Genomic DNA, 22,359 nt, shown 5'->3' on the forward strand with positions numbered 1-22,359 from the left:
CAATGTCTAACCCGATCCTGTCCCTCAAAGATGTGCACCTTTCGCTAAATGGCAATGCGGGGATGGTGGATATCTTGCACGGCATCAGTCTTGACGTGACAAAAGGCGAGACATTGGCGCTGATCGGCCCATCGGGTTCGGGAAAATCATCACTTCTCATGGTAATGGGTGGGCTCGAGCAAGCAACTGGCGGCACGATCAGCGCAGTTAACCAAGACCTCACCAATTTGGACGAAGACGCACTTGCCGCGTTTCGACGGCACCACATGGGCGTAGTGTTTCAGTCTTTTCACCTTATCCCGACCATGACGGCGCTTGAAAACGTGGCCGTTCCGCTTGAGTTAGCTGGTGCAAGCGATGCCTTTGACCGCGCCCAAACGGAACTGGAAGCAGTCGGCCTTGGGGCGCGGGCGGATCATTATCCCAATCAGATGTCGGGGGGCGAGCAACAGCGCGTGGCCCTTGCACGTGCTCTCGCGCCGCGTCCGGAGATTTTGCTGGCGGACGAGCCGACGGGCAATCTTGATGGCACCAACGGTGAGGCCGTCATGGACCTTCTGTTTGATTTGCGCGACCGTCACGGTGCGACCCTCATCATGGTCACCCATTCGCCTGAATTGGCAAACCGCTGTGACCGCGTGATCCGATTGCGTGACGGACGGTTGGACCAATGAAAACTGCATGGATTTTTGCAACACGTGAACTGCGCAATGGCTTGCGCGGCTTTGGTATTTTTCTGGCCTGCCTTGCGCTCGGCATCGCCGCGATTGCCGCCGTGGGCAGCACCCGCACAGCCATCCTCAAAGGCTTAGAACGGGACGGGGCAGCACTGCTTGGGGGCGACGCAGAACTGCAACTCACCTACCGCTTCGCCACGGAAGACGAGCGCGCATGGATGCAAAGCCAAGCCGTTCAAGTGTCCGAGATTACTGATTTTAGATCTATGATTGTGGTGCCATCGGGGAGCGATGCGCCACCAGAGCGGGCATTAACCCAAGTCAAATCAGTCGATGCAGCCTACCCCCTTGTGGGCGAGGTTAAGTTATCCCCTGAGATGCCGCTTGATCAGGCCATTGCCGCAAATGGTGCGGTGATGGAGCGTGTCTTGGCTGACCGCCTTGGGCTGATAATCGGCGACAGCTTCAACATTGGTACCGGCACATTCCGCCTTTCAGCTATTTTGCAACGCGAGCCTGACAGTGCCGGTGGTGGTTTCGGCTTGGGCCCGCGTACATTGGTGCGCACTGAAAGTCTGGCAAACGCGGGCCTGCTACAAACCGGCACTTTGTTCGACACGAAATACCGCATGCTGTTGCCAGAAGGCACCGAACTTGCCGCCCTTGAGCGTGACGCCGAGCAACGCTTTGCTAATTCAGGGCTACGCTGGACCGATGCGCGCAACGGCGCGCCAGGCGTTCAGCAGTTTGTTGACCGGCTTGGTGCCTTTTTGGTGCTTGTCGGGCTATCTGGTTTGGCGGTCGGGGGCGTGGGTGTCAGCGCAGCGGTGCGCAGCTACCTCGAGCGGAAAACATCCGTAATCGCGACGCTCAAAACATTGGGCGCATCACGCTCAACCATCTTTGCCACTTACGCCATTCAAATCAGCCTGTTGACGATCTTGGGCATAGCTATCGGGCTTGTGCTTGGCGCGGCACTTCCACTTGCCCTCGCACCCATCATTGAAGCCCGCCTGCCGGTTCCCGCCGAGTTTGCAATTCACCCCAAACCACTCATCGAAGCTGCCATATATGGCGCGTTTGCCGCTGCAATCTTCACGCTTTGGCCACTTGCGCGCACGGAAAATATTCGCGCAGCCACGCTATTTCGGGACGCATTAGGACACGACAACGCACTGCCACGCAAAAGATACCTGTTTCTGACTGCGGGGTTGGTCGCCGCGTTGGTGCTTAGCGCCATCGCATTTTCGGGCACGGCGTTCCTAACCCTTTGGACCGCGGGGGGCATTATCGCTGTACTGGGTGTGCTTGCTTTAGCCGCGCGCGGACTGCGAGCGTTGGCGGCAGCCGCAACCAAAATGCGCGCGTTGCGCGGGCGGCCTGCCTTACGCCTTGCGCTTGGTGCCATTGGCGGGCCACGTGAACAGGCAAGCTCAGCTATTTTGTCACTGGGTCTTGGCCTTTCCGTGCTTGCCGCTGTTGGGCAAATTGACGGCAACCTGCGCGGCGCAATCGCGCGAGATTTGCCAGACGTCGCCCCCAGCTACTTCTTTGTAGATATTCAGTCTGACCAACTCAACGGCTTTAACGCGCGGCTGACGGGTGACCCTGCAGTGTCTCGGGTGGATACTGCGCCAATGTTGCGCGGAGTCATCAGCAAGATAAATGACCGCCCCGCAAAAGAGGTCGCAGGTGATCATTGGGTAATACAAGGTGACCGCGGCGTCACATACGCACCAACAGCGGCAGACGGGGTGACAATCACGCAAGGCAGTTGGTGGCCCGCAGATTATACAGGCGCACCGCAAATTAGCTTTGCCGCCGAAGAAGCCGAAGAGATGGGTCTTGTCCTTGGGGATACGATGACGATCAACATCCTGGGGCGTGATATCACGGGCACGATCACATCGTTTCGGGAGGTGGACTTTTCGACCGCAGGGATTGGCTTCATCCTGACCATGAACCCTGCTGCACTGCAGGGCGCACCGCACAGCCACATCGCAACAGTTTACGCAACACCCGAGGCCGAGGCCGAAATTTTGCGTGACCTCGCAGGAACATTCCCCAACATCACCGCGATCAGGGTCGCCGACGCGATTGCACGTGTGGGAGAGCTTTTGGCAAGCCTTGCTGCGGCCACATCCCTAGGGGCATCAGCCACATTGATTAAAGGCTTTTTGGTCTTGATCGGAGCCGCAGCAGCAGGTGTTGATGCGCGCACGTTTGAGGCGGCAGTCCTCAAAACACTCGGTGCATCAAAAGGCGTTATCCTGCAAAGTTTTGCATTACGAGCAGGGCTTTTGGGAGCGGCCGCGGGCACAATTGCGCTGGTTGCAGGGCTGACTTTTGCATGGGCCGTCAGCAAGTTTGTGATGGAAACCAGCTTTGCGATTGTCTGGGGAAATGCGTTGGCCATTATCATTGGCGGTGTTGCAGCCACGATGCTGGCGTTCCTGGGGTATGCTTGGGGGCCGCTGAAGGCACGCCCCGCCGGCATCCTGCGTAGAGGAAATTAGGGCAAAGGTGCGGGGCGGTCTTGCGCCCCGCTATACCTGCTTTAGGATTTCGCGCGAATGACTTGCAACAGGGGCAAAAGCGCAGACATATCAGGGCCGTGCTGCATGCCGGTTAGCGCTTTGCGCAATGGCATAAACAACCCGCGCCCCTTCCGACCAGTTTCGGCTTTTACAGCTGATGTCCACTGACCCCATGTCTCGGCGTCAAATGGAGCGTCTGGCAACAATGCCATCGCTTGGGCAACAAACTCAGCATCTTCGTCGTCAATAACAGGGTCTGCACCCTCGGAACAAAGCGTCCACCACTGGGCCAAATCTGCCTTTACGGTGATATTATCCTTCGCAACCGCCCAGAACTGCGCCTGAAGCTCTGCCGGCACACCCAACCCGTTCAGATCATTCGTCACGGCGTCAGCAGGCAGGCCTTGCAGCACATTCGCAGTCAGCGGGAACAGATCATTCTCATCAAATTTTGTCGGTGCAGAGCCAAACTTGGTGATGTCAAAGCCTTCAACCAATTCATCAATTGAGCCGCGCAGCTCAACCGGATCGGACGAGCCGATGCGCGCCAAAAGCGACAACAACGCCATTGGTTCGACACCGCGTTCACGAAGATCGCGCAACGCAAGTGTGCCAAGACGCTTTGAAAGCGCCTCGCCCTGCGGTCCGGTCAAAAGAGAGTGGTGCGCAAAAGTTGGAACAGTACCACCGATTGCTTCGATCATCTGGATCTGGGTCGCAGTGTTGGTCACGTGATCAGAGCCGCGCACAACATGGGTCACGCCCATGTCGGTGTCGTCCACAACCGACGCCAAAGTGTAAAGCACCTGACCGTCACCGCGGATCAGAACCGGATCACTTACGGATGCCGCATCAATGCTGATGTCGCCCAAGATACCATCGGTCCACTCAATTCGCGACTGGTCGAGCAAAAAGCGCCAGTGGCCAGAACGCTCAGCGCGCAACGCGTCTTTCTCAGCGTCACTCAACGAAAGACCCGCACGGTCATAAACCGGTGGTTTGCCCATGTTGAGTTGCTTTTTACGCTTCAAATCAAGCTCGGTAGGCGTTTCGAAACACTCGTAAAACCGGCCAATGCCGCGCAGCTTGTCTGCCTCCGCTGCATAGCGGTCAAGGCGGTCTGACTGACGCTCCATCCGGTCCCATGTGATGCCAAGCCACTCCAGATCTTGCTGAATCGCATCCACATACTCTTGCTTTGAGCGCTCTGGATCGGTGTCATCAATCCGCAGAATGAAAGAGCCGTTGTTCTTGCGCGCAATCAGATAATTAAAAAGCGCTGTGCGCAGGTTACCAATATGCAAAAAGCCAGTGGGCGAAGGGGCAAAACGAGTCGTGGTCATCGGAAATTCTCCTGTTCGCGCGGGATGTCTCACACCCTTGGGCGCTTGTCTAGTTTTCGCCATGCCACGGCACCAAGCAAAGCTATCAATAGCGCCCCAGTTGCCCAAGGTGCGCCGCGACACCCCTCAGAATAAAGCTGCCCTGCGACGGTGACATTTGCAAAGAGGGTCTCAACCTCACCTAGCAAAGCAAAAGACACCACCACCAATGCAGCATACCGCACCAAAGGTATCGGCCATAACAGCGACAACGCAGCAAGGACTAATGCGGCGACACCCACGGGATGCGTTGCGAAATACCCCACTTCGGCCAGCGCACCAACGGCCCCGTCTGTCGGGGACCAATCAGGCCTTAAGCGGGGGCACAGCGCATCAGCTACCATCGCGCCAACGGTTCACAATCGGATAGCGGCGATCAAGCCAAAACGCTTTTTGGCTCAGCCTTGGTCCCGGCGCAGCCTGAAAGCGTTTATACTCACTGATATAAACCAAATGCTCGACGCGCTTGACCACATCGCGGTCAAAGCCCGCAGCGACACATTCAGCAACCGACCGCTCCTCATCGATGAGCATTTCAAGGATCGCATCAAGAACTTCATACTCGGGCAAGCTGTCGCTGTCTTTTTGATCTGGACGCAACTCTGCTGTCGGCGGCTTGTTGATCACACGTGGCGGAATAACAGTGCCTTCAGGGGCCATCATCCAAGGGCGGTGGTTTGCATTGCGCCAACGGCACGTCTCAAACACGCGGGTTTTGTACATATCTTTGATGGGGTTATAACCACCCGACATATCACCATAGATGGTCGCATAGCCAACGGCGACTTCGGATTTGTTGCCCGTTGTCAAAAGCATCTCGCCAAATTTGTTCGACTGGGCCATCAACAAAAGCCCCCGCAAGCGTGACTGAATATTCTCTTCGGTCAGTCCCTCATCAAGTCCTGCAAAAAGCGGTGCAAGGGCTTCGGTCACTGCCGCGCGCGGGCCTGCAATGCTGACCTCATCGAGCTTACATCCAAGCAGGTTTGCAACTTCACCGGCATCATCAAGACTTTCGCGGCTGGTATATTCTGACGGCAACATCACGCAACGCACGTTCTCAGGGCCAAGCGCATCCGCCGCGATGGTCGCCACAATCGCACTATCAATGCCACCCGACAAACCAAGCAGTACTTTGGAAAATCCGGTTTTGCCCATGTAATCCCGCAGACCCTCAACCATGGCGCGGTAATCTTGTTCCTCTGTGCAAGGTTGCGGGGTTATCTCCCCCTCCACGGCACGCCACCCATCTGCGGTGCGCGTGAAATCAATGTGACTAAGCGCTTGATCAAAAAGGGGCATCTGAAGGGCAAGTGCGCCGCCTTTGTTCAACACAAATGAGCCACCATCAAAGATCTGATCGTCCTGTCCACCAACCATATTGAGGTACACCAGCGGCAAACCTGTCTCGACGACACGGGCCACCATGTGGCTCATCCGGACATCAAACTTACCGCGAAAATAGGGCGACCCGTTCGGAACAAACAGCATCTCGGCGCCGCTTTCTTCCATCGCCTCAGCCACATCTTCGTGCCACGCATCTTCGCAAATCGGAAAGCCGATACGAACACCGCGCACAGACATCGGTCCCTGAAGCGGCGCAGATGCGTAGTGGCGGACCTCGTCAAAGACGTTGAAGTTTGGCAGCTCATGCTTGTGACCCACGGATGTGATCTCGCCGCCATCCAGCAGATAGTACGCGTTAAACAACTGACCGTCTTTGCTTTGTGGCCCGCCAATTGCCATCGCTGGTCCGTGCTTAACACGCGCGGCCAACGCCTCGATCTGGGCCATCGCATCACGCACAAACTGAGGCTTTAGAACCAAGTCTTGCACCTGATAACCGGTGATAAACATCTCGGGAAACATGATCAGGTCTGCACCTGCCTCACGCGCTTCTTGCCACGCATCAAAGGCAAGCTGCGCATTGCCCGCCAAATCCCCAACCGTTGGGTTTAGCTGCGCCATTGTCAGCCGAAAGTTATCCTCGGCGCGTGTACGCGACCCTTTTTGACCGACCAGATCAGACATTGCCGTCCCTTTTTCGAAAACCACGCTTTGCTTTAGCAGATGTAGCCCCAAGCGAAAGGCCTGCCAATTTGCGATGCGCAAAAGTCGTTGTTCATTGCTCGTTGCTGATTTAGGCTTTCGCCAAGGGGCATCAATGGCCCTGCCTAGACTTTCGGGGGAACTACCGTGCAGCGCAATACCGCATCCGTCCTTGCGGCCCTTTTGGCCGCCACCTCTTTGGCCGCAGCACCCGTGGCCGCACAAAGCACACAGACAAAGCAGTATGAAAATGGCGGTGTCTACGAGGGAACTTTCAAAGACGGCAAGCAACATGGCATGGGCCGCTACACTTTGCCTAACGGATATGAGTACGAAGGCGAGTGGGTTAACGGCACGATCAGCGGCCAAGGTACAGCACGCTTTCCCAATGGCTCACTTTATGTGGGTGAGTTTCAGAACGGCCAACCCAACGGTTTTGGCAAGATCACTTTCACCGATGGCGGCACCTATGAGGGGGATTGGGCAGCAGGTATGATGACCGGCACTGGCCTCATTCTATACGATGGCGGTGTTGTGTATGAAGGCGGTGTCACAAACGGGCGGCACGACGGCATCGGCAAGATGCAAGACCCCTCCGGCTACATCTATGAAGGCGAGTGGATCGACGGGATTAAATCCGGCTCTGCCAAAATCACCTACCCCGATGGTTCTGTATTCGAAGGCGAGATGGCAGATGGTAAGCGCGCTGGCCCCGGGACGCTCGAGACCGCAGATGGGCTTGTGTTTGAGGGCACATGGGTCAACGACCAGATGGAAGGCGACGGTAAGCTGACCCAAATCAACGGTGACGTTTACGAAGGCACTTTCGTAGCCGGCCAGCGTCAGGGGCAAGGCACCGTAACGTACGCAAACGGCGATATCTACGTGGGCGCGTTCAACAATGATGCACGCCACGGCCAAGGCACGTTCACAAGTACGGACGGCTACAAATACGTGGGCAACTGGACCCGCGGCGAGATTGATGGCGAAGGTGTGGTGACCTATCCCGATGGCTCTGTGTACACAGGCTCATTCGTGGGTGGTCTGGCCGAAGGCACCGGCGAAATCATCTACGCAGATGGCAACACCTATTCGGGTGAGTGGGACGCAGGCGTGATTTCTGGCGAAGGGCGTGCCACTTACACCAATGGCCTGATTTACGAAGGCGGGTTCAAAAACGCGCGCAACCATGGCCAAGGCGTGATGACGTACCCTGATGGCTACCGCTATGAAGGCGCGTGGGAAAACGGGCAACGCAACGGGCAAGGTACCGCAACCTACGCAGACGGCACTGTATATGTGGGCACGTTCAGCGCAGGGCAGCGGTCAGGCACCGGCAAAATCACCATGCCTGATGGTTTTATCTATGAGGGTGAATGGACCCGTGGCGAAATCAGCGGTCAGGGCAAGGCCACTTACGCAAACGGCGACATCTATGAAGGTCTGTTCGTTCAAGGCAAACGCCAAGGCGCGGGCACAATGACCTACGCCACAGGCGAAACAGCAAGCGGTGAGTGGGACAACGGCGCACTGCGCGAAGAGACAGCCTCAATCGAAGGCGCTGACGATACAGCTACAAGAGAAGCTGAGGCGCAAGCGGACCAATAGGTCGCTCGCGCATCGGTCTTTAGGCGGCCAGTCCGCGCCCCTTAAGAAGGGCTTGCACACCAGGCAATCTGCCGCGGAAGGCAATATACAAGTCTTTCGGATCAACACTGCCTCCTTTTGATAAGATGTGCTCCTCAAGAGCCTTGGCAGTTTTGCTATCAAATGCGCTTCCCGCGTCTTCAAAGGCTTCAAACGCATCAGCGTCCATAACCTCGGACCACATGTAACTATAGTAGCTGGCCGCGTAGTAGCCGCCTGAAAACACATGGGCGAAATGCGGCGTGGCGTGGCGCATGCGGATGGCGGCGGGCATCCCGATCCGGTCAAGCGTCTCCGCTTGGGCCTGCATCGCATCAGCAGGTGGTGGACCGTCGTGGAAATCCAGATCAACCAACGCAGAAGCGACGTATTCAACCGTTTGGAATCCCATATTGTAGGTCGATGCCCCAAGAAGCCGTTCCCGCAAATCCGCAGGCATCGCCGCCCCCGTAATGGCGTGGGTAGCGAATGTCTCAAAGACTTCGGGCACCTCCATCCAGTGCTCGTAGAGTTGGCTTGGTAGCTCCACAAAATCGCGCGGCACTGATGTGCCACTTACCATTTCATAGGTTACATCTGACAGCATCTGATGCAGCGCATGTCCAAATTCATGAAACAACGTGCGCGCGTCATCATAAGACAAAAGCGCAGGTCCACCGGAAGGTTTGGCAAAATTACACACGTTTAACACAACTGGGCGGACTTCTTTATCCATCCGGTTTTGCGCCCGCATCGCAGAGCACCACGCACCAGACCGCTTTGACCCGCGCGCAAAATAATCCCCCACGAACACCGCAATATGCTCACCGTTGCGCGTCACATTCCACGCACGACAGTCTTCATGATACAAATCCAGCTCGACAGGCTCAAAAGACAGATCAAAAAGCCGGGACGCACAAGAAAACGCAGCCTCGATCATACGGTCAAGCTGTAGGTAGGGCTTCAATTCAGCCTCATCCAAATCGTGCTCTGCCTTGCGACGAGCCTCTGCATAATAATGCCAGTCCCACGCCTGAATGGGTCCTTCGTGACCATCTGCAATAAGCACCTGCTCAAGAACAATCGCATCTGCGTCCGCCGCCGCCTGTGCAGGGGCCCACACATCCATCAATAACGAACGAACTGCATCAGCATCGCCCGCCATTTCAACTTCCAGCTTGTAGGCCGCATAGTCTTTATAGCCCAACAGTTGTGCCAGTTCATGGCGCAACGAAAGCATTTCATTTGCCAGTGCGCGGTTATCCGTTTCGCCCCCATTTGCACCGCGCGCCACGTAAGCTTCATAAGCCGCTTTGCGCAAATCACGGTTCGGACAAAACTGCAAAAACGGTGTGATGATTGAGCGGGCAAGGGTGACAACGGGGCCGTCTACGCCTTTTTCCTGTCCCGCCGCGCGCATTGCATCGACGGCAAACTCCGGCAGGCCATTCAGATCAGCTTGGGTAAGCTCCATAAACCAAGTCCGCTCATCAGACAGAAGGTTCTGACCAAACGCGGTTCCAAGGCTGGCAAGGCGTGATTTGATCTTTGCGTAGCGCGCACGGTCGTCCCCCTCCAAGAGCGCCCCTGCCCGCACATAGTTTTTGTAGCTCAGCTCCAAAACGCGGGCTTGTTCGGCGGTTAAATCTAGATCGGCGCGCTGATCCCAAAGCGCTTGGTACCGCGCAAACAGGTCCGCGTTCAAAGAAATCTCAGAACTGTAATCTGCCAAAGCAGGTGAGAAATCGCGGCTCAACGCCTCTCGGGTATCGTTAGAGACAGCGCCAGAAATTGTGTAGAAAATTGATAAAACCTTATCGAGATCTTCTCCCACGCGGGCCATCGCCTCAATCGTGTTTTCAAATGTGGCAGGTGCGGGGTCAGCTGCAATTGCTGCCACATCCGCACGCGCCTCGGCCAATGCCGCCTCGAAAGCCGGCGCAAACATGTCATCGCGCACCTTCGAGAAAGCCGGCATGTCAAAAGGTTCGGTCCATGTGGTCAATGCGGTCATCATATCTCTCCGGTAAACTACGCTTTAGTTTTATGTAGGCACGCAAGCACCGCGATGTAAGCCGCTACGTCGCGCTGCCGCACACGGTACAATTCTTGTTGCGTGTAATTTTGATGTGGCGCGTTTGCGCATAAAGCGCATCGTAGATCAGCATTGATCCCGACAACCCCTCGCCCGCGCCAGTTATCTCTTTCACCGCTTCAACAGCCATCATCGCCCCGATAACGCCGGGCAAAGGCCCCGCGACGCCAGCTTCTGCGCAGCTTAGCGCAAGCTTACTGTCAGGTGCTTTAGGGAACACGCAAGCGTAACACGGCCCACCCTGAACATACGTGCTGATCTGCCCTTCCCATTGGGTCAGCGCTGCGGCAATCAACGGCTTACCGAGCTTCTGGCATGTCTCGTTCACTAAATAACGGGTGTCAAAATTGTCGCTGCCATCAAGCACCAGATCGTAGTCCGCAATTAAGTCCACTGCCATATCAGCAGTCAGGCGGCGGTTATACGGGCGCACTGTGACAAAAGGGTTTTGTGCCTTTAAGCGCGCCTCAGCACTGAACACTTTGGGCATGCCGATCGCCGCATCATTGTGTATGATTTGGCGCTGTAGATTGGTGTTTTCGACAATATCATCATCAATAATTCCGAGCGTACCAACACCCGCTGCGCCCAGATACATCAAAGCAGGCGCCCCAAGGCCGCCAGCCCCAATCACCAAAACTTTCGCCTCTTTTAGGGACTTCTGACCAACGCCACCGATCTCTCGCAACACGATGTGACGTGCGGCGCGTTCCAACTCTACGTCCGCAAATAACTGACCGGTTTCGGGAACTTCAAAACTGACGGGATTTGTGCGAGCTCTGATCCACAGCAAACCACGGCGGTAAGCCAGAACAAGCCCCACGAAAGCCGCCAGTAATATCCAAAGCCGCGCATCCCCACCGGTGCCCTCGCGCAGCGGGTGACCGTTTGGCAAAATGATGTGCACCGCCAAAACTGCAACAAACAACAAACCGATCATGATCCAGCGTGCTTGTTTTGGCGTTTGGGTGATCATGCCGAACACCCACAAAAACGCGGCCATTGAAAAAACAACTAACATCAGCTGCGCCCCGTCGAACCAAAGCCACCGCTACCACGCGCCGTTTGCCCAAGTGCGCTTTCCACTTTGAATTCACCCTGAACAACTGGCGCCACAACCATTTGCGCGATGCGATCAGCGTGACTAATCACAAAAGGCTCAGACGATGTATTCAGCACGATGATACCTACTTCACCACGGTAATCCGCATCAATAGTACCGGGGCTGTTTAGCAACGTAATCCCATGCTTAAGCGCCAAACCACTGCGCGGCCGGATCTGCACCTCAAAACCCGCTGGAATTGCCATGCACAGCCCTGTCGGAACAAGCGCGCGCGCCCCAGGCTCAAGCACCAGCGCACCGCGGTCTGGCAAGTTGGCCCGTAGATCAGCACCGGCTGCCAACGTCGTCTCATACGCCGGCAACCCAAGCGACGTATCCGCCCCCTCTACCCACATCATCTCGATCATCGGTTGGCTCATCACGAACGGCCTCTCATCTTCTTTTGTTCAAAATATCCCAGAGCGCGAGACAGCGTCTCGCACCCGCATCCAACCACTTAGCGCAGTTTCGGCGGATTTGCAGGGTCCATCCCGGGTGCTTTTGGCGCCTCAGGCATCAACAACTCTGGCAGATCAAATTGCAGCCCCGCGGCCAGAAGCGCAGACACACTTGGATCGCGGGAGGCAAGAAACGCCACATCCAAGACACCCGCCTCAAGCCCCGAGAACGTCAGCGCTTCACCAACAGCGCGCGCCAGCGCATTCTCGGCACCCGCCGCCACATCAATAAATGCCAGCATATGCCCACGCGATCCGTCATCATAAGCAACCCCGACCAGCACAGCCTTTTGCGCAAGCCCCGTGGCGGTTGCCAGCTTTGCATCAAGTGCCGCGATCAAATCTTCTGGCAGACCCTTGGGCGGTGTAATCTCTTTCGGCGTCGCGGTGACTTCTGTTGGCAGATTTCCAAGTGTCGCATGCAACCATTCAACCGCATCGCTTGGGATCAATATTTCGGACGACTGCCCCAGATTGACACCCATGCCAATGCCTTGTCCGCTTAACATCGCGGCCAATATGCGTCCTGACACAGCAACATAAGGCACGGGCTTTTCAGCAAATGCTGTCAGGCGTTCAATGCGGTCAAATACCAATACGAACTGCCCGCCCTCAACATCGAACACGTCTGGCTCAACGTCTTCACCGTCTGCCTCTTGAAGCAGCAGCATAAACAACTCTGCATCCGCTAACCGCTCATAAAACCGCAAACGCGCCGCATCAGAGGCATCCATATTTTCAAAAGCGATATCAACGGGCGTCTTGGACATGGGGGCCTCATGTTTGGAAGGTATAGCTCGGTCATCGGGGTAGTGATTTCACCACGATCAAACAAGGTGAAAGATGCGCGCAGGTAAATCATTTCGAAACCTATCGAAATAACGCTTGCTATTGTTTCGAATATCTTCGAAATATAGGATATGAAACATGAAAGCGCTCTGCACCCCGCCGCCTCCAGCGGTCTCAGTCTAACAGTAGCTGCATCCACGTTTGCCGCGTTAGGCAGCGAACAACGCTTGGGTGTGCTCCGTGTTCTGGTGCAAGCGGGACCAAAAGGGCTCAGCATCGGAGAGCTGGCAGAGCGGTCGGACGTCTCGGGCTCAACACTCACACATCACATGAAAATTCTTGCGGCAGCGGGTCTAATCCAACAGCAAAAACACGGGCGTTCAATTATTTCGGTTGGTGCCGCCTACGACGATATCGAGGCGCTCTGCGGGTTTTTGATGGCCAATTGCTGTGCCTGTGGTCCCGCATGTCAGTGTGGTCCAGATTGCAAATGTAGCGACGGCGAATGCTGTTCCGACATCCAGGGCCAAGAAGCATCAAACAATACAAAGGCTACATCATGAGCGACGCATCCCAAACACGGTCGAGCGCGATCAAACCTGCAGCACTTTGGCGCGGGGCGGACAAAGCAATTCTTGTCACTTTGGCAGCTCTTGCAGCTCTTGCCTTCTTCGACCTGAACGCCCTTGGCCCCGTAATCGCCAGCGGTTTTGGCAGCTTGGCACACACAGCGCCATTTATCTTATTTGCAATCTTTTCTGTAGCTTACCTCAAGGCCACTGGCGCCGAAGGGCTGGTGGCCAAAGCCTTCACCGGCCCACCGGTTCGTATGATTATATTCGCCGCAATTGTCGGGGGTGTGGCGCCGTTTTGTTCGTGCGAGGTCATTCCGTTTGTTTCCGCGCTTTTGGCGCTTGGGGCGCCCCTTGGGGCGGTCATGGCACTGTGGCTAGCGTCGCCATTGATGGACCCTGCCCAATTCGCGATCACCGGATCCGCCCTTGGCTTTGACTTTGCAATCGCAAAAACCGTGGCGGCAATCAGTGTCGGCATCGGCGGCGGTCTGGTCACGCAGCTGCTATCTGGCACCGCCGTCTTCAGCGACCCACTAAAGATTGCCCCCGTGAAGTCTTGCTGCTCAAAATCATCTGGTCCTTCGGGATTTGATCAAAAGCCGCAATGGAAATTCTGGGGCGAAGCTGACCGCACTGCTACTTTCCGTGAAACCACCCTTACAAACGGAGTGTTTTTGTTCAAATGGCTGCTCATCGCGTATATTTTTGAGGCCATGATGACGCGCTATGTTCCGGCCGAATTTGTCGCGGGCTTTTTGGGTGGTGAAGGCGTGCAGCCGGTTATTCTTGGTGCAATTTTGGGCGGTCCTGCCTATCTCAACGGCTACGCAGCGGTCCCACTTGTTGCGGGCTTGGTGGATCAAGGCATGTCACAAGGCGCAGCGCTGTCATTCATGATGGCCGGTGGCGTAAGCTGTATTCCCGCAGCGATTGCAGTCTACGCGCTTGTGAAACGCAAAGTTTTCGCAGCGTATCTTGGACTGGCATTCGTCGGTTCTGTCAGCGCAGGGTTGGTCTGGCAGGCGATCGCCTGACGCAATGGGCGTTGAACCGTTGAACCAGTTGGCGTAGGCAGCTGGCACAATAATACGGGAAGACACCATGTACCGCGTCTGGAATTTCGTCACCAATTACTCGCTTTTGCTCATTGCCGGAGCATTGATCGCGCTGATTTGGGCAAACATTAACGCCGAAAGCTACCACCATTTTGTAGAGTTCACTATTTGGGATCATGCGCCGATCGGGCACCTTCATGATGGACATCGCACCCTCACCCTACACTATCTGGTGAATGATATTTTGATGGCGCTGTTCTTTGCAATCGCCGCAAAAGAGGTCTGGGAGGCCGTGATCCTCAAAGAAGGCTCGCTGCGTGGCAAGAAAGCGGCAACACCTTTGTTTGCCACACTCGGCGGCATGGTTGGTCCGATTTCTGTGTACCTTGGGTTGGCGTTTTTGCTTGGTGAAGACAAGTTCAGCGCAGTCGCTAACGGGTGGGCAATTCCAACGGCAACAGACATCGCATTCAGCTACCTCGTTGGACGCCTTGTGTTTGGCGCAGGCCACCCTGCGGTACGCTTTTTGTTGTTGCTGGCAATCGCAGATGATGCTGCGGGCCTCATCATTTTGGCGATTTTCTACCCATCGGGCGAATTGGCTCCGGTTTGGCTGCTAGCCTCATTTGGCGCTGCCATCGGTGTGTTTCTCTTGGCCAACTGGCTGCCGCGCAAAATGGACAGAGGAAACCAAATGCGCCCTGTTAGCACATGGGTACGCACCAAGCTGCATTTCCTGCCCTATGCCATTGCTGCCTGCATCAGCTGGTACGGCTTCATGCGTTCGGGCCTTCACCCCGCATTGGGCCTTTTGCCGATCGTGCCAACCATTCCGCATGCTGACCGCGCTTTTGGTATTTTCAGCGAGGCCGAGCAGTATTTGACAGACTTGCTCAACAAGATCGAGCACGCGTTGAAGCACCCCGTAGAGATCATCTTGTTCTTCTTTGGTCTGCTGAATGCCGGTGTTGAGTTCAGCTCTATTGGCGATGCGACATGGCTTGTTCTTGCGGGTCTGCTGATCGGTAAGCCTGTTGGTATCTTTATCTTCGGATGGATCGCAGCACGCCCTCTGGGTCTTGGGCTGCCCCAAGGGATGCGTCTTGTTGATCTGATCGTGATTGGTTTTGTGGCGGCTATTGGCTTTACGGTTTCGCTTTTTGTGGCCTCAGTGGCCTTTGACGCTGGGCCCGTTCAAGACGCTGCGAAAATGGGGGCGCTCTTTAGCTTCTTTGCTGCTGTGGCGTCATTCATCGCAGGCAAATTGTTGCGGGTTGAGAAACAGCAAGCCTAACTGGATCATCGGCAGATTTTCGCATAATTTGAAGGGCTCCAGTCACCGCTGGGGCCCTTTTTCGTTTAACCAGTCCGCCCGAAACGTGGCAATTGTTTTCAAAAACAGACATAATAATGCCCAATTGCGTTCCTATTGATTGGCGGAAGAAACCCGCTTTGTACCGTTACCGAGCGCGAGGTGTAGTGTCAGGAACCGGAGCCAATGCTCGAGTTTGAAAATGTCAGCAAATCATTCTGGACGGGGACACAGCGTAAAGTGATCCTGGATCGGGTAAGCTTTCGGGTCAAGCTTGGCAAATCCTTGGGCATCCTTGCGCCTAATGGCACCGGCAAGACCACCCTGATCAACATGATGGCGGGGCTCGAAAAACCAGATGAGGGCGAGATCAGGCGCAGTTGCCGCATCTCGTTTCCTTTGGGCTTTATGGGCGGCGTGACCAACAGACACACGGCCATGGACAACTCACGGTATATCGCACGGCTTTACGGGCTAGACCCCGATTATGTCGAAGCATTCTGCCGCTGGATGTGTGACATCGATGAATATTTCGACATGCCTGTCGGCACCTTTTCGTCAGGCATGCGTGCGCGTTTTACTTTTGCGCTAATGCTTGCGCTCGATTTTGATGTCTACCTCATCGATGAGGGAATGCCCTCAACCACGGATGTGAACTTCAACCGCAAAGCCGCAGAAATCCTGAAAGAGCGGTTCCGGACAACGACCGTTATCATCGTGTCGCACCAAGCAGAGACTTTGGAAAAACACGCCAAACAAGCCGCCGTTTTGATGAACGGCCAATTGAATATGTTTGAAACCTTGGAAGAGGCTAAGCAACTTTATGACTACCAAACCCAAGGCGCAAAAGTTTAGGATCCGCCGCCCCGTTCAAGGTGCAACGCCCGCACTGGATCAGGCAGCGGCCGAAACACCGACACCTCAAGGTACTACTCCGCTCAAGGCCGTTGAGGGGCCGCTTGATGCGATCCGCCAAGAGGGGCTGACCGGTCGTCAGCTGCGCATGGCGCGACGCGTGGCACAAAAACACGGGCTCGCACCCACATCCGATTTTGATGCAATCAGGTTGCTGCGCGAAAAAGGGATTGATCCGTTTCAACGGGCCGACACGCTTGATTTGGTCATGCCTGAGAGCAATACCAACGCAGGCGCCGCAGCTTCAAACGTGGCCCAAAGTGGCAACACGGCCCGCGATGAAGAAGCGGTGCGCCAAGCCCTTGGGCGCATTCAATTGCCCCAAACCACCCAAAACGGCAAAGCACAGCTACCCTCAACCGAGGTGGCATCGCCGGACGATCGCGCCCTCGAAATTAGGCGCATCCAACAAGACATCGCAAAACGCCGCCGCCGCAAACTATTGCTTTTGATCTCGCGGCTGAGCGCCTTTGTCTTTTTGCCCACATTGATCGCGGGGTATTATTTCTATGTTCTCGCGACACCAATGTACGCCACCAAATCCGAGTTCCTCATCCAGCAAGCAGAGCCACCGGGCGCGTCCGGTGCCGCAAGTCTTTTCGGAGGCTCGCCCATCGCCACGTCCCAAGACAGCATCGCCGTACAAGGGTATCTACAATCGCCCGAGGCGATGCTCCGGCTTGATGAAGACCTTGGGTTTAAGGAGCATTTCTCACAAGAAAACATTGATACCCTCAAGCGGCTTGCACCTGATACCACCAATTCTGCGGCCTATAAGCTGTACAAAAAGAAAGTGAAGATCGGTTATGATCCCACCGAAGGGATTGTGCGCATGGAGGTCATCGCAGCCGATCCTGAAACCAGTGCGCTTTTCGCAGAACGGCTCGTGGCCTATGCTGAGGAACGCGTCGACAATATCTCGCTGCGTGTGCGTGAAGACGCCATGAAAGGCGCACGTGAAAGCTATGAGGCCGCGGAAGCCGAACGGGTTGAGGCGCTTTCTCGTGTGACGCGCCTGCAAGAAAGTCTTGGTGTTCTGAACCCTGCTGCGGCTAACGCGCTTTTGCAAAGCGAGATGCAACAACTGCAATCGCTGCTTTTGGAAAAAGAGCTCACGTTGGCCAGTCTGCTTGATAATCGCCGCCCTAATCAAGCCCGCGTAGATGGCACCCGCGCCGAAATCCGGCGCCTTGAAGAAAAAATCGCGGACGTGCAGGCGCAAATGACATCCACGGGGGGCGATGCCAACAACCAAGCGCGCAAGAATGCAGAGCTGCGCGCCGCTGAAGAAGACTACCAAACCCGCACGGCCCTGTTGCAACAATCACTGCAATCACTCGAAACGGCGCGGGTCGAGGCCGAACGGCAGGTCCGCTATCTGTCAATTGCCGTGGCCCCTGTTCCGCCAGACGAGGCAAGCTATCCGCGCAAGTTTGAGAACACCATTCTGGCATTCCTGATTTTTGCTGGTATCTATCTGATGATTTCGCTAACTGCGTCCATCCTCAGAGAACAGGTGACAAGCTAATGAAAACCGTAAACGTAGGGGCGCTGTCCATTTCTAACGACGCCCCCCTCACCTTGATTGCAGGGCCGTGCCAACTTGAAAGTGCTGACCATGCGCAAATGATCGCAGGCACCCTTGCCGAAGCGTGCGCCGCAGCGGGTGTGCAATATGTGTTCAAGGGAAGCTACGATAAAGCCAACCGCACGTCTTTAAATGCGCCTGCCCCGCTTGGGCTTGATAAAGGGCTGGCCGTTCTTGAGGGGGTTCGCAACGCAATTGGATGCCCCGTGATCACAGACATTCACAGCGAAGACCAATGTGAGCCTGTGGCAAGCGTTGTAGATATCATGCAAATCCCTGCATTCTTGTGCCGCCAAACCGCACTTTTGCTGGCAGCAGGTCGCTCAGGTGCCGCGATCAACATCAAGAAGGGTCAGTTTTTGGCCCCTTGGGACATGGCAAACGTTGTCGCCAAAGTAGAAAGCACAGGAAACAACAAGCTTTTATTGACAGAACGCGGCGCATCTTTTGGTTACAACAACCTTGTGGTCGACATGTGTTCGCTGCCTGAAATGGCTAAAACAGGCTATCCGGTTGTGATGGATGCCACCCATGCAGTTGCCAAACCCGGTGGCTTGGGCTCTGCGTCTGGTGGGCAGCGTGAGTTGGCCCCTGTATTGGCACGTGCAGCCGTTTCGCTTGGCATTGCGGCCCTCTTTACCGAAACTCACGAAGATCCAGACAACGCGCCATGCGACGGGCCTAACATGATCTATTTGCGCGACATGCCTGCGTTGATCGAAAGCTGGGCCGCGTTCGACAAATTGGCAAAGTCAAACCCTATACGCCTCTGATCGGACAGCATCCTCATGGTCAAACCACACCCAACCGTCGCGCCAAACACTTGGTCATTCCTACGTGATGCAATGATCACCACAACGGGGTTTCGTGAATACGACGCACGTTGGAAATACCCAGATGACATCAACCTGCCGGGCATAACCGCGTTGGGATTGGGGCTTGGCACCCAAATGCATCGCCGCGGGATTGAGCCCGTGATTGCAGTGGGCAACGACTATCGGGATTATTCGCTTTCGATCAAAAACGCGCTCATGCTTGGGCTTATGCAAGCTGGAATTCACGTCAAAGATATCGGTCCTGCGGTCTCGCCAATGGCCTATTTTGCACAGTTCCACCTTGATGCACCAGCAGTCGCCATGGTCACTGCAAGCCATAATCCAAACGGCTGGACAGGGGTCAAAATGGGGTTTGAACGCCCCCTCACCCATGGCCCTGATGAAATGAGCGAGCTCCGCGACATCGTTCTAAACGGTGAAGGTGAGCCACGCGCCGGTGGGCAATATGAATTTGTGGACGGGGTACGCGAGGCTTATCTTGATGACCTTGTGGGTGATTTCAAAATGAGCAGACCGCTTAAAGTGGTATGCGCCGCCGGCAACGGCACGGCAGCAGCTTTTGGACCCGATCTGTTTGAGCGCATCGGCGTTGAGGTGGTTCATAGCCATACTGAACTTGACTACACCTTCCCCCATTACAACCCCAACCCAGAAGCCATGGAAATGCTGCACGATATGTCCAAAACCGTGCTGGCAACAGGGGCGGACTTAGCGCTCGGCTTTGATGGGGACGGTGATAGATGCGGTGTTGTCGATGATGAGGGTGAGGAAATATTTGCGGACAAAGTCGGCGTCATCATGGCGCGCGATCTGTCCAAATTACACAAAGATGCGCTGTTTGTAGCGGATGTGAAATCAACCGGCCTTTTTGCGTCAGACCCAGAACTTCAGAAGAATGGCGCTAAAGCTGACTATTGGAAAACAGGCCACAGCCACATGAAGCGCCGTGTAAAAGAACTGGGCGCGTTGGCAGGTTTTGAAAAATCCGGTCACTACTTCCTCGCTGAACCAATTGGGCGTGGCTACGACTGCGGGATGCGAGTGGCCGTTGAAATCTGTAAACTCATGGACCGCAATCCTAACGCCAAAATGTCTGACCTTCGAAAAGCGCTGCCGCGGACATGGGCCACACCGACAATGTCCCCCTACTGTGCGGATACCGAGAAATACGCGGCCCTCGACCGGATCGTTGCGAAGATTACCGCACATTTTGAGCAAGGTGGCACCATCGGCGGACGGGCAATCAAAGATGTTGTAACCGTCAACGGCGCACGCATCATATTGGAAAATGGCGCTTGGGGCTTGGTACGGGCAAGTTCAAACACACCCAACCTTGTAGTCGTCTGCGAAAGTCCGGAATCAGAAGCAGAGATGCGTGATATTTTTGCAGACATCGATGCAATCATCCGTACAGAACCAAGCGTCGGGGCATATGACCAGACGATCTAAAGTCTATCTCTAAATTTAGATAGTAATTTGTCATTTCCCCCCTTGAACCAGTCAAACCATCGAAGTAGATAACCGCTCAGCGTTGGGATGTAGCCAAGTGGTAAGGCAACTGTTTTTGGTACAGTGTACCGTAGGTTCGAATCCTACCATCCCAGCCAACTTCTCTTTAGAGCAACGAAAATACCAAAGGCCAAGCCTTGATCGTCTGTGATACAGGGAACGTAGTTCAACGATGCTGCTGCCAAAAGCACTACAAAATACCCAACCGAAATCTTTTGTAGCAAACTCATAACACCCCCAAATACCTGTCCCAAAAGTTATTCCGCAGGATCAGCTTTGGGTCCATCTGGCGCTTTGCAGCGGCAAACTCAGCAGCGCGTGGATAGGCCGCTGTCAGCTGATCCAATCGCGCGTGAGGGCGATACGGCAAATAATATGTGCCCCCGATCGAAACGACTCCGTCAATCAATTCTTGGGTCATCCGCTGCATGTCAGCCTCTGCGCGGGCAGTCATTTCCTGACTAAATGACATCACCGCAGCGATCCGCGGTGTTGTGCTGTAACTCAGCCAGCTTTCTTCATCGGTATCGACAAACCGCAAGGTGACGTTGAGAAATTCTTGATACGAGGCAGGAATGACGGTCCTGCAAATGATCACAAATTCCGCAAAACGTTCTGGTGCGACAAAGTACTCGTGCAAAATGTCCGTTCGCTTAGGGTCGCGATCATCAAGCGTGTGCACAGGCTCATTGATCAAACTGTTACGCGTTGTAGGCCCACCCGCCAGCTTCGTCGCTACATCCGCCTCAAACCACCACCGCAGCTTTTTCATTCGTTCGTTACCAAGCTGGGCACGGTAAATGCGGCTCGCAATTTTCGCCGCCACACCCGAGCCTTGCGCCGCAGGAAGTGCACTTTGATCAGCACTTGGCCGGTACGACACAAGTAAACCGCGCATCATAAAATCATCACGCCCCACATTAAGCCGCCCGTAGGCCATATTGACGGTGCGGTCCTTCAGTACCTCAACAAAGCGTTTACCCAAACTCTCTGCGGGCACTTCTTCAAATGTAGGCTCAAGGCGCACATTTTTTGCGAGGTCCACGTCCATCTGTGTGACAATGCCTGTTAGGCCATAGCCACCCATCGTCATGTTGAATAAATCACTATTTTCCGATCGAGAGCATCGCACCAATTCGCCCTCTGGCAGCAACATTTCAAAGGCGCGAACAGTGCTGCCCATTGGCCCCTCTTTCACAGGCCAACCGTGGGCATTCACACAAAAGGTCGCCGCAACCCCAAAATCATTGTTGGATTGCATGACACGTGGGCCAAGCCCAACAGGATCCGCAGCATTGATCACATCCCGCCAGCGCGCACCCGCATGAAGGCGCATCACACTGTTTTCCGTATCAAGCTCTATATACGCATTCTCAAACGTAATGGCGTGACCGCCACGTGGAATTGCCTGCCCCCCCATTGAGTGACGCGCAGCCCCCACGTTTACGGCGCGGTTATTTGCGCTCGCATCTGCAAGTTCGGCTCTGAGCGCCGCAACCAATTTCTCACCTTGGTCCTCGCGCAGGGTTATGTGCTTGAAGATTGATGTCTCATTCAACTCACTGGCGTCGTTTAAGGTTTTGCCCGCCCCAAGCGGTTTGACCATACGGGTGCCCGCAATCGTGGGGTTCGACGCCGAGAACCCTTTGGAAACCGCAACACCCACAGCGGCTCCGCCCCCGAGGAGTGCCGCACGCCGACCGATTTTGACGATCTGTACCAATTTGCCAAACCTTACTGGTTACTCGAAATTCACTCATGAATATGCACAATATGAAATGCACGCCGCGGCTTTGGCAACGCACTGCGCAGCGGAATTTGGCAAACGTATCAAAAGAGCCGCATATAAACCCA

Annotated in this window: 18 protein-coding genes and 1 tRNA gene; 11 read left to right on the forward strand and 8 right to left on the reverse strand. The window is 55.1% G+C overall.

The annotated features are described in order from the left end of the window. Nucleotides 1-2 precede the first annotated feature (2 nt). On the forward strand, nt 3-674 hold the full coding sequence (locus NeNHUV3_RS05740) for an ABC transporter ATP-binding protein (protein ID WP_391483081.1): 672 nt from the start codon (nt 3-5) through the stop codon (nt 672-674). Next, nucleotides 671-3,193, forward strand: a complete 2,523-nt coding sequence (locus NeNHUV3_RS05745; protein ID WP_391483082.1) for an ABC transporter permease — start codon at nt 671-673, stop codon at nt 3,191-3,193. The genes NeNHUV3_RS05740 and NeNHUV3_RS05745 overlap by 4 nt, the downstream gene beginning before the upstream one ends. A 41-nt stretch (nt 3,194-3,234) precedes the next feature. On the opposite strand, the gene gltX is transcribed toward NeNHUV3_RS05745, so the two are convergent. The 3 genes from gltX to NeNHUV3_RS05760 are packed head-to-tail and all read right to left on the reverse strand — an operon-like array spanning nt 3,235 to nt 6,627. Beyond that, nucleotides 3,235-4,557, reverse strand: a complete 1,323-nt coding sequence (gene gltX / locus NeNHUV3_RS05750; RefSeq protein WP_391483084.1) for a glutamate--tRNA ligase — start codon at nt 4,555-4,557, stop codon at nt 3,235-3,237. A 29-nt stretch (nt 4,558-4,586) separates the two neighbouring features. Further along, a complete protein-coding gene (locus NeNHUV3_RS05755) occupies nt 4,587-4,940 on the reverse strand; it encodes a hypothetical protein (RefSeq protein ID WP_391483086.1) in 354 nt (117 codons plus the stop codon). After that, complete coding sequence (locus NeNHUV3_RS05760) at nt 4,930-6,627, reverse strand: NAD+ synthase (RefSeq protein ID WP_391483088.1); 1,698 nt, start codon at nt 6,625-6,627, stop codon at nt 4,930-4,932. Before NeNHUV3_RS05760 ends, NeNHUV3_RS05755 begins: the two co-directional genes overlap by 11 nt. A gap of 165 nt (nt 6,628-6,792) precedes the next feature. Between NeNHUV3_RS05760 and NeNHUV3_RS05765 the strand changes: the two genes are divergently transcribed. Then, nucleotides 6,793-8,253 (forward strand): MORN repeat-containing protein, encoded by a 1,461-nt coding sequence (locus tag NeNHUV3_RS05765; RefSeq protein WP_391483090.1) that lies wholly within the window; start codon nt 6,793-6,795, stop codon nt 8,251-8,253. Nucleotides 8,254-8,272: 19 nt separating this feature from the next. Here NeNHUV3_RS05765 and NeNHUV3_RS05770 read toward each other — a convergent pair whose 3' ends face one another. The 4 genes from NeNHUV3_RS05770 to NeNHUV3_RS05785 form a co-directional block, all read right to left on the reverse strand. Then, nucleotides 8,273-10,285, reverse strand: a complete 2,013-nt coding sequence (locus NeNHUV3_RS05770; protein ID WP_391483091.1) for a M3 family metallopeptidase — start codon at nt 10,283-10,285, stop codon at nt 8,273-8,275. Nucleotides 10,286-10,349: 64 nt separating this feature from the next. Next, entirely contained in the window at nt 10,350-11,387 is a 1,038-nt protein-coding gene (locus NeNHUV3_RS05775) for a HesA/MoeB/ThiF family protein (RefSeq protein WP_391483093.1), read from the reverse strand. Then, nucleotides 11,387-11,848, reverse strand: coding sequence for a dUTP diphosphatase (gene dut / locus NeNHUV3_RS05780; protein ID WP_391483094.1), 462 nt, complete (start codon nt 11,846-11,848; stop codon nt 11,387-11,389). Before dut ends, NeNHUV3_RS05775 begins: the two co-directional genes overlap by 1 nt. 77 nt (nt 11,849-11,925) lie before the next feature. After that, nucleotides 11,926-12,696, reverse strand: coding sequence for an SseB family protein (locus tag NeNHUV3_RS05785; RefSeq protein ID WP_391483096.1), 771 nt, complete (start codon nt 12,694-12,696; stop codon nt 11,926-11,928). 150 nt (nt 12,697-12,846) lie between these two features. Between NeNHUV3_RS05785 and NeNHUV3_RS05790 the strand changes: the two genes are divergently transcribed. From NeNHUV3_RS05790 to NeNHUV3_RS05825, 8 genes are all read left to right on the forward strand, one after another. Next, nucleotides 12,847-13,278, forward strand: a complete 432-nt coding sequence (locus tag NeNHUV3_RS05790; RefSeq protein ID WP_391483098.1) for an ArsR/SmtB family transcription factor — start codon at nt 12,847-12,849, stop codon at nt 13,276-13,278. Beyond that, nucleotides 13,275-14,324 (forward strand): permease, encoded by a 1,050-nt coding sequence (locus NeNHUV3_RS05795; RefSeq protein WP_391483100.1) that lies wholly within the window; start codon nt 13,275-13,277, stop codon nt 14,322-14,324. The genes NeNHUV3_RS05790 and NeNHUV3_RS05795 overlap by 4 nt, the downstream gene beginning before the upstream one ends. A 67-nt stretch (nt 14,325-14,391) precedes the next feature. Continuing rightward, a complete protein-coding gene (locus NeNHUV3_RS05800; RefSeq protein ID WP_048598945.1) occupies nt 14,392-15,639 on the forward strand; it encodes a Na+/H+ antiporter NhaA in 1,248 nt (415 codons plus the stop codon). Nucleotides 15,640-15,843: 204 nt separating this feature from the next. Next, complete coding sequence (locus NeNHUV3_RS05805; protein WP_391483102.1) at nt 15,844-16,512, forward strand: ABC transporter ATP-binding protein; 669 nt, start codon at nt 15,844-15,846, stop codon at nt 16,510-16,512. Next, nucleotides 16,481-18,100, forward strand: coding sequence for a capsule biosynthesis protein (locus NeNHUV3_RS05810; protein ID WP_391483104.1), 1,620 nt, complete (start codon nt 16,481-16,483; stop codon nt 18,098-18,100). Before NeNHUV3_RS05805 ends, NeNHUV3_RS05810 begins: the two co-directional genes overlap by 32 nt. Next, nucleotides 18,100-18,933, forward strand: coding sequence for a 3-deoxy-8-phosphooctulonate synthase (gene kdsA / locus NeNHUV3_RS05815; protein WP_391483106.1), 834 nt, complete (start codon nt 18,100-18,102; stop codon nt 18,931-18,933). The genes NeNHUV3_RS05810 and kdsA overlap by 1 nt, the downstream gene beginning before the upstream one ends. A 15-nt stretch (nt 18,934-18,948) precedes the next feature. Then, nucleotides 18,949-20,445 carry a phosphomannomutase/phosphoglucomutase gene (locus NeNHUV3_RS05820; protein ID WP_391483107.1) on the forward strand — a complete coding sequence of 499 codons (1,497 nt, stop codon included), beginning with the start codon at nt 18,949-18,951 and terminating at the stop codon, nt 20,443-20,445. Nucleotides 20,446-20,528: 83 nt separating this feature from the next. Continuing rightward, nucleotides 20,529-20,603 (forward strand) — tRNA-Gln (locus NeNHUV3_RS05825). A gap of 128 nt (nt 20,604-20,731) precedes the next feature. Here NeNHUV3_RS05825 and NeNHUV3_RS05830 read toward each other — a convergent pair. Then, entirely contained in the window at nt 20,732-22,228 is a 1,497-nt protein-coding gene (locus NeNHUV3_RS05830) for an FAD-binding protein (protein WP_391483109.1), read from the reverse strand. Nucleotides 22,229-22,359 lie beyond the last annotated feature (131 nt).

It is taken from the genome of Nereida sp. NH-UV-3 (genome assembly GCF_042939535.1).
Lineage (GTDB): Bacteria > Pseudomonadota > Alphaproteobacteria > Rhodobacterales > Rhodobacteraceae > Nereida > Nereida ignava.